This is a genomic window from Vibrio sp. 970, assembly GCF_033339075.1.
This window is the reverse complement of sequence record NZ_JAWOTW010000665.1, coordinates 1-555: the sequence shown is the minus strand read 5'-3', so window position 1 is coordinate 555 and position 555 is coordinate 1. Positions and strand designations below refer to the sequence as shown.

The 555-nt window shown below is 44.1% G+C and carries 1 pseudogene; it reads right to left on the bottom strand.

Annotated features, from left to right (window positions below):
• Window positions 1-555: pseudogene (locus tag R7Q11_RS28500) on the bottom strand (porin); the annotation flags it as partial.

The following is a 555-nucleotide window of genomic DNA, read 5'->3' as shown; positions in this document are numbered from 1 at the left end:
CAACAGACCTTCAAGCTGAGATGTCTCTTCACGCATCTCGTAGAAGTAATCGTTCATGCCGTAAACAACAGCTGCGTATAGACCAGAACCGTACTCACCGTAATTTACAGAGAATAGGTGTGATTCAGCTGACTTAGTACCTAAAGAAGAGATCTCAACATCACCGCCACTGTATACGTAACCAAGACCAAAGCCAGCAAACTGTGCACTTAACGCTACTTGACCACGAGCATCGTATTCAGCTCCTTTTTTAACATACACTGGCAAACCGGAATCTTTATCTTTCTCAAGAACTTCACTTATGTCATCGTTTTTGCCCTGCCAACCAAGACCTAAGTTAAAGACAAATCCTTCACCAAATTCAAAGCTCTTACGATAACTCAGCATTTTTTCAGCTCGCCCAGAGCCTAGGTTGTTATGGTTTTCGTATAGGAAGTCATTCGCATAAGCAATTGGTAAATCCGCGACACCCGCTACATCGTAGTATGGCGACCATTGAGTACCGCCAACAACTCGACCAAACTGCTCGTGTGTAGCACCAATGTATCCAAGACG